Annotated in this window: 10 protein-coding genes; 4 read left to right on the top strand and 6 right to left on the bottom strand. The window is 48.4% G+C overall.

The window, feature by feature from the left end; genetic code table 11:
• The 4 genes from BUB35_RS11045 to BUB35_RS11030 form a co-directional block, all read left to right on the top strand.
• Positions 1-300, top strand: a 300-nt coding sequence (locus BUB35_RS11045; RefSeq protein ID WP_143158980.1) for an integrase core domain-containing protein, incomplete at its 5' end; no start/stop codon positions are given.
• A 171-nt stretch (positions 301-471) separates the two neighbouring features.
• On the top strand, positions 472-1,134 hold the full coding sequence (locus BUB35_RS11040) for a hypothetical protein (RefSeq protein ID WP_072851729.1): 663 nt from the start codon (positions 472-474) through the stop codon (positions 1,132-1,134).
• Positions 1,135-1,153: 19 nt separating this feature from the next.
• Positions 1,154-1,438 (top strand): hypothetical protein, encoded by a 285-nt coding sequence (locus BUB35_RS11035; RefSeq protein WP_072851726.1) that lies wholly within the window; start codon positions 1,154-1,156, stop codon positions 1,436-1,438.
• Between the two features lies 1 nt (position 1,439).
• A complete protein-coding gene (locus BUB35_RS11030) occupies positions 1,440-1,559 on the top strand; it encodes an XkdX family protein (RefSeq protein WP_072851724.1) in 120 nt (39 codons plus the stop codon).
• Positions 1,560-1,604: 45 nt separating this feature from the next.
• Here the strand turns inward: BUB35_RS11030 and BUB35_RS11025 are convergent, their stop codons facing one another.
• The 6 genes from BUB35_RS11025 to tenA form a co-directional block, all read right to left on the bottom strand.
• Complete coding sequence (locus tag BUB35_RS11025) at positions 1,605-2,477, bottom strand: YihY/virulence factor BrkB family protein (RefSeq protein ID WP_072851722.1); 873 nt, start codon at positions 2,475-2,477, stop codon at positions 1,605-1,607.
• Complete coding sequence (locus BUB35_RS11020; protein WP_072851720.1) at positions 2,467-3,231, bottom strand: SDR family NAD(P)-dependent oxidoreductase; 765 nt, start codon at positions 3,229-3,231, stop codon at positions 2,467-2,469. Before BUB35_RS11020 ends, BUB35_RS11025 begins: the two co-directional genes overlap by 11 nt.
• A gap of 140 nt (positions 3,232-3,371) precedes the next feature.
• Complete coding sequence (locus tag BUB35_RS11015; RefSeq protein ID WP_072851718.1) at positions 3,372-4,409, bottom strand: ABC transporter substrate-binding protein; 1,038 nt, start codon at positions 4,407-4,409, stop codon at positions 3,372-3,374.
• Positions 4,410-4,412: 3 nt separating this feature from the next.
• Positions 4,413-5,156 carry an ABC transporter permease gene (locus tag BUB35_RS11010; protein WP_072851716.1) on the bottom strand — a complete coding sequence of 248 codons (744 nt, stop codon included), beginning with the start codon at positions 5,154-5,156 and terminating at the stop codon, positions 4,413-4,415.
• The gene (locus tag BUB35_RS11005; RefSeq protein WP_072851714.1) at positions 5,153-5,908 is read right to left on the bottom strand and encodes an ABC transporter ATP-binding protein; all 756 of its coding nucleotides are present in this window, start codon (positions 5,906-5,908) and stop codon (positions 5,153-5,155) included. Before BUB35_RS11005 ends, BUB35_RS11010 begins: the two co-directional genes overlap by 4 nt.
• A gap of 21 nt (positions 5,909-5,929) precedes the next feature.
• Complete coding sequence (tenA, locus tag BUB35_RS11000; RefSeq protein WP_072851712.1) at positions 5,930-6,589, bottom strand: thiaminase II; 660 nt, start codon at positions 6,587-6,589, stop codon at positions 5,930-5,932.
• Positions 6,590-6,624: the final 35 nt, after the last annotated feature.

Raw genomic sequence — 6,624 nt, 5'->3', positions numbered from 1 at the left:
GTCGCTGGGGAGTTGCAGCTCCACAGCGACCAAGGATTTCAGTATACCTCACAAGCGTACTTTAACCTGATTAAATCTTATGACATTACGCCCTCCATGTCAAGACGAGCAAACCCGTATGACAACGCTATGGCAGAAAATTTTTTCTCCATTCTCAAGGCAGAGTGTATCTACCGCCATAAACCAGCTTCATTCTGTGAAGCCAACGAGATGATTGACCGTTATATTTATTTTTACAACCATGAGCGCATCCAGTTAAAAACCGGAGAGCCGCCGCTTACGCGACGCCTCTCCACTTAAAACTTCATATTTTCCTACATAGAGGCCTTTTTGTGCTGTCCGCACAATCTGGAGCAGTTCAGATTTTGAGAACATGTCTTTTTATTTTTTTGCATGTTGGGACTTTTTGGGACTTAGAACCCTTTACCCTTAGGGCGTAACCAAAAATCAAAGAGAAAGGAGAGAACACAAATGGCAACATTCACAGAGCATTATGACCTCATCAAGCCCGGCACCGACGACTATTACGACGTGGCGGACTTCAACGAGAACATGGATGCCATCGACACCCAGCTGTATCAAGCGGAGCAGGACATGGCAGGGGTCAGCGAAAAAATCGGCAATCCCGGCGACGAAGGAGAGGACACCCTTTTCGGGCTGCTGAACCCGGGCAACCAACCGGAGGAAAAGGCGGATTTCTACCGTTATTCCAAAACGGAAATCAAAAAACAGATCCAGAACTGGAAGCCCAACCTTTCCGGCTCTACCACATTTTATGGAAAAATTACCACTTTTCGCGCAGAAAAGAACGGTACAGTCTATGTAAAATGGACCTCTTCAGACACAGCAAACGGCGAATTTTACATCTATCACAAAGCGCCTCTTTCCATCCTGGAAGCGCCGGATCAAAGTGAGCTTGGAAGTTCCATACCAAAAGGGCTCCAGCAGGAAGATTTTTGCTATTACCATATCAACTACGTCTATTCCTCCAATAAAGGAAAGCCTACTACTTTTGAATGGGTATTCCCTGTTATAGCCGGGATAGATTATACCTTCATGTGGTATGCATCTTCTGCTTCTTCACTGTATCTGAATGAATTTTCACTGGGCTACACCGACACCAAAGAAGCCTAAACGAAAGGAGAGAATAAACATGTTAGTCAATTTTGACAAAACCGGACGCGTCATCTGGTACAACCTCTATGTAAGCAAAGAAGCGGCAGAAAGCTGTCTTTCAGACAACACCATCTGGCTGGATACTGCCCTGCCCCCTTTTCCCGAGCCGAAAGAAGGCTTTGTGGTTTATCTAAAGCTGAACGAAGAACAGCAGCTCATTTATGACTATGAACCACAGCCGGAGCCTGTTTACACAGACCTGCAAATCATCATGCAGGGACTTTCTGACCTGGAACTGGCAATCCTGGAAGGAGGCATGTGAGATGTACGAAATCCTGAAGAAAAAATACAAACTGGGTTATGTCCGCAAAGACCAGCTGCTGCGTTATCTGGCTCTGGGCAAGCTGACAGAGGAAGAATATCAGGACATCATCCAGTTCTGACAAAAACAAAACCGGAAGTTCCATATGGTTGGAATTTCCGGTTTTTTATATTTTGATTTCTATTTCCATTTCTTTTGGTTTATCATAGGTTTCTTTCAGCGCCACGTTAAACACTGCACCCATGAGCATAGCAATCATACTCCAGTCCATCCACACCAACAAGGCGATGATGACCCCGATGGAGCCATAAATGATGGAATACCGTCCCATGTGGTCCACATAGTAGGAAAATATCAGGGAAAAGAACATCCACACACCCATGGATAACACCGCTCCCGGCAGGATATACCGCACTTTCTGTATTTTTGACGGCGAGAAGAAATACACCGCCGACAGCATAAACAGCAGCGCTGCCGCCATGGGTACAAAACGCATACGGCTCCATCCAGTGATGAATTCCGCAGAAATGGGGATATATTCCCCTACAAATCCCAGCACCCTTTCCCCCAGCAGCAAAAGCAGCAGCATGGCAGGAGTGAGCACAATGGTCAAGGCTGTCAAAATGGCAGTGCGGATGGAATGGCTGCCAGATTTTTCTTCGCCGTAAATATCATTGATGGCTTCCATGAGGTTAGAAACTGCCCGGAGAGGGAACCACACAGAGAACACCAACCCGAATGTCAGCAAAGCATTGTTGCTGCTCTTTGTGATATGCTCAATGGCAAGATTCAGAAACGCCACCACATCTTCCGGCAGGAAACGGGTGATCTGTCCATCCAATGTCAATGTAGGCAGGTGCAGAAGCCCCAAAAGCGAAGTCACAAAAATAAAAAACGGAAACATGGCAAACAAGAGGTAGTATGTCATGGCGGCAGCGTTGCGCCCCACCTTATTGTCAAAATACCCCTGTATGGTCAGCAGAATCACTTTCTGCCAGCCTTTTCGTTTTTTGATCTGTCCATGTAAATCAAGTTCCATGTTCGTCCTCTTTTCGCTTTTGGATGGCGTAGGTCAAAGGCAGCAGGCATTTTTCCGGCAATATCCGCTGCATGAGTCTTGTGGCGTAGGTACCGCCGTCAGGCAGTATCACCGTTTTTCCGGCAAATACGCCTTTCAGTCCCGCCGCTGCCGCTTTCTTGGGCGAAATACCCTTCACAGCAGACTTGGCATTGGCGTTGCGGTTAAAGTCCGTATCCACAGGTCCCGGGCAAAGGGCAGACACCATTACCCGACTGCCTTCCTGCCGCAGTTCTTCTGCCACTGCCTGCGTCAGCCGCAGCACATAATTCTTTCCAGCGTAGTATGACGCCATAAGGGGTCCTGCTATAAACCCAGCCGACGACGCCACATTCAAAATATATCCATAATCCCGGCGGACAAAATCCTGCAAAAACAGCTTTGTGAGGATATGTACCGCCCGGACGTTGAGATTCAGCATATCCAGTTCCTTTTCCAGCGGGATTTCGGCAAACTGCCCTACGGCTCCCATGCCTGCGTTATTGATGACAAGGTCAATGGGCATATCTTTCACGGTTTTGTACAAATGATAGCAGTCCGCTTCTTTTGTCAAGTCCACGGTAACAATATCCACATGGGTAGGCAGTATTTTCTGTAATTTCCGCATTTTTGCCGTATTCCGACTGGCTAAGATCAGGTCAAAGCCCCTCTGGCTCAAAAGCAGGGCAAAAGCCTTGCCGATGCCACTGGTGGCTCCGGTGATGAGGGCACGCATAGCCCCGCCTCCTTTAGGGTTTTCTTTTCATTATACCCGGAAAACAGGGGTTTTTCAATGCGGGAGAAATCGCAAAAAGGTACAAAAAAAGAGCCGGAGCCCTTTCAAAGGATTCCGGCAATTCTTTTTTAAATCAATATTTATGCCTCTGCGTCTTCCAGCAGATTTACTACCAGTCCGCTGACATCGGCTTCTTTTGTGAGCACGCCAACTTCATACATCCAGTCAGCGTTTTCCTGCCATACGGATACTTCCTGATGCAGGAAAGGCGCGGATTCTGTTTCCATATCGGGCAGCAGGATTTCCATACTCTGTCTTTCTACGTTTTCAGACAGAGGGAAGTTTGCTTCGTTCTGGTTGTCCAGCAGAATCTGCAGCACTTCGTCAGGGTTGTTCTTCATGTCTTCAAAGCCTTTCTGGCAAGCGCGCAGGAAGCCCTGATATTTTTCGGGATTTTCCGCTACAGCGTCTTTGTTTGCCAAAAATACCAGTTCATAGCCCTGAGGTACGCCAAAGTCTGTGGGATAGAAGTAATTTACTTCAAAGCCCTGTTCTTCCATCTGCGGCACTTCGTGGTTGACCATGTTACCGATGGTAGCGTCTACCTGACCGGTTGTCAGTGCAGACATCAGGTCGAAACCAACGTCGATGCATTCGCAGTCGTCAGCAGTCAGACCTGCATTCTGCAGCATTGCCTGAATCTGTGCTTCAGACAGGACAGTGCCTGCATAGCCGATCTTCTTGCCAGCCAGATCTTTTGCTTCAGTGATGCCGCTGTCTTTCAGGGAAATGACAACGTTCATGGATTTCTGTGTCACCGCACCGATGGAAACGATGGGCACATTTTCCTCACAGGAAGTCATGATGGCATCCTGCATGTAGTACACACCGGCATCCGCTTTGCCAGCAGCAGGCAGGGAAATGCCGTCATTGGTGTTGGCAGGGAACTGGATTACCAGATTCAGACCTTCTTCTGCAAAGTAGCCTTTTTCAATGGCATCATACAGGAAGGCGTGTACCGCATTGGGGTACCAGTCCAGCACAATGGAAAAATCCTCCAGCTGGGCTTCGTCGCCAGTGGTTTCGGCTGTGGTGTCTGCGGATTCTCCACTTCCGCAGGCTGTCATGCCAAATACCATGGCTGCTGCCATGAGCACTGCAAACAATTTCTTTTTCATCACTTAGATCTCCTTTCTCCATTTGATAAAACGATATTCCAAGACGGTAATGATCCCAACGGCAAGCATAGCCGTTATGGACAACAGCACCACAGGCGCGAAAACGCCTGCGCCGTCCAACTGTGTCATCATACGTTTGCTGAAGTAGCCCAGACCTTCCTGCGCTCCCAGCCATTCGGCAATGGCAGCCCCGATGACGCTGAGGGGGATGGCCATTTTGATGGCGGAGAAAAAGTTGGGCAGAGCCGTAGGCAGTTTCAGCTTCCAGAAAATATCGGCTTTTGTGGCGCCGTAAGTCTGCAATAATTCTTCCATTTCCCGTTTGGTGGCTTTGAAGCCGTCAAAGACGGTAATGGCAATGGGGAAAAAGGTGATCAAAATGGTTACCAGCACCTTGCTCCAGATGGAATAACCAAACCAGAGGATGAACAAAGGTGCGATGGCTGTGGTAGGGATGGTCTGGGATGCCACGATAACGGGATACAGTGCCCGTTCCACTTTTTCATTGGCATCCATGGCAACTGCCAGCAGAATCCCCAGCACAATGGAAATCAAAAGCCCAATGGCTGTGACCTTCATGGTTGCAGGCAGATGCACCAAAAACAGGGGTTCTCGCAGCTCCCACAGCCGCACACAAATCTGTGTGGGTGACGGCAGGATATAAGCCGCGTCAATAATCATGGCAATGCCCTGCCACAGCAGCAGCAGAACCACAGCCAGAATCACAGAAGGCAGATGTTTTTTCATGGATTCATCACGCTCCTTCTGAGTTTTTCAATGAGGGTTTCTTTCAGTTCCACAATATCAGGACGTTTCAAATCCTCACGATTGCGGGGATAAGACAGGGGCACTTCCACCCGTTCCATCTGGGAGAAAGGTCTGTCCTGAATGATAAAAATGGTTTTGGAAAGGAAAATGGCTTCCTCTACGTCGTGGGTGATGAACAGTATGGTCTTATGATAATGCTCCCACTGATGCAGCAGCCATTCCTGCATATCTACACGGGTCAGATAGTCCAATGCGCTGAAAGGCTCGTCCAACAGCAGCATATCCGCGCCGGACAGCAATGTACGGGCAAAGGCTACCCTCTGCTTCATACCGCCGGACAGGTCTTTGGGGTACTTTTTGGCGTATTCAGACAGTCCCACCTGTTCCAGCACTTCTTTGCAGCGTTTTTCCTGTTCCGCCTTGGGAACTTTCGCCAGTTCCATAGGCAGGCAGATATTCTTTTCAATGGTGCGCCAAGGGAACAGCAGGTCTTTCTGAGGCATAAAAGCACTGTAGTTTTTCAGTTCCTGCACAGGGCGACCATCCACCAGTATCCGACCCTGCTGTAACTTTTCCAGACCGTTGATAAGGCGGAAAATAGTGCTTTTGCCGCAGCCGCTGGCGCCGATGATGGACACGAATTCCCTGTCCTCCACCTGAAAATTCAAATTCCGCATCATGTCGAAGTCGTCTTCGGCATAACGGAAGGATACATTTTCAAATTGCAGCATAACTTCTTTCGCTCTCCTTCTTTACATCTCCATGGCATAAGCCATATCCCAGAACAGTTTTTCATAGCGGCTGCATTTTACGAAAATATCAGTCAGATATGCTTCCTGTTCGGGAGTGATGTTTTCGCCCAGAGCGTCTACGCAGTCAATGATTTCTTTGGTGCTGTCCGCATATTCCTTGCTGCTGTAGCCCTGTACCCATTCGCCGTAAAGAGGATGTTCCACAGCGCCGGGCACCTTCACATGGTGTTCCCCAATGACCTGATAGCTCCATGCGCAAGCCAGCACTGCCATGAGGATCTCCAGCGGGCCGCCTTTGTTTGCCACATCCAGCATATAGGAGGTATAGGACTGGTTTGTCAAAGCGGAAGGGGTCTTTGCCACTTCTTCCTCGGTGATGCCCAGTCTTGCCATGTAAGTCTTATGTACGTTCATTTCCCCGTCCAGTACGTCATGCACCATACCGGCAAAGCGGCGCATCAGTTCCGGGTCTTCTGTCTTGATAACGCCGAAAGCGAACACTTTGGCATATTGCAGCAGATAACGGTAATCCTGAATCATGTAAAAACGGAATTTTTCCACATCCAGTGTGCCTTCTGCCAGTTCTTTTACGAAAGGCTGGTCTAAATAACCCATCCAGATATCTTCCACACTTTTATAAAGACGTTCTGTCAATTTCATGTCCATGTTCCTCCTTTTTTCCACAAAAAAAATTC

The organism is Anaerotignum lactatifermentans DSM 14214, from assembly GCF_900142265.1.
GTDB classification, from domain to species: Bacteria; Bacillota; Clostridia; order Lachnospirales; family Anaerotignaceae; genus Anaerotignum; species Anaerotignum lactatifermentans.
Note: the sequence above shows the minus strand (reverse complement) of the source record. Positions and strands in the feature narration are given on the sequence as shown.

What these genes read in the sequence shown, in the direction of transcription:
- BUB35_RS11025 (WP_072851722.1), bottom strand. Translation starts at nt 2,477, where the DNA reads ATGGAACTTGATTTACATGGACAGATCAAAAAACGAAAAGGCTGGCAG.
- BUB35_RS11035 (WP_072851726.1), top strand. Translation starts at nt 1,154, where the DNA reads ATGTTAGTCAATTTTGACAAAACCGGACGCGTCATCTGGTACAACCTC.
- BUB35_RS11010 (WP_072851716.1), bottom strand. Translation starts at nt 5,156, where the DNA reads ATGAAAAAACATCTGCCTTCTGTGATTCTGGCTGTGGTTCTGCTGCTG.
- BUB35_RS11020 (WP_072851720.1), bottom strand. Translation starts at nt 3,231, where the DNA reads ATGCGTGCCCTCATCACCGGAGCCACCAGTGGCATCGGCAAGGCTTTT.
- BUB35_RS11030 (WP_072851724.1), top strand. Translation starts at nt 1,440, where the DNA reads ATGTACGAAATCCTGAAGAAAAAATACAAACTGGGTTATGTCCGCAAA.
- BUB35_RS11015 (WP_072851718.1), bottom strand. Translation starts at nt 4,409, where the DNA reads ATGAAAAAGAAATTGTTTGCAGTGCTCATGGCAGCAGCCATGGTATTT.
- BUB35_RS11005 (WP_072851714.1), bottom strand. Translation starts at nt 5,908, where the DNA reads ATGCTGCAATTTGAAAATGTATCCTTCCGTTATGCCGAAGACGACTTC.
- BUB35_RS11040 (WP_072851729.1), top strand. Translation starts at nt 472, where the DNA reads ATGGCAACATTCACAGAGCATTATGACCTCATCAAGCCCGGCACCGAC.
- tenA (WP_072851712.1), bottom strand. Translation starts at nt 6,589, where the DNA reads ATGAAATTGACAGAACGTCTTTATAAAAGTGTGGAAGATATCTGGATG.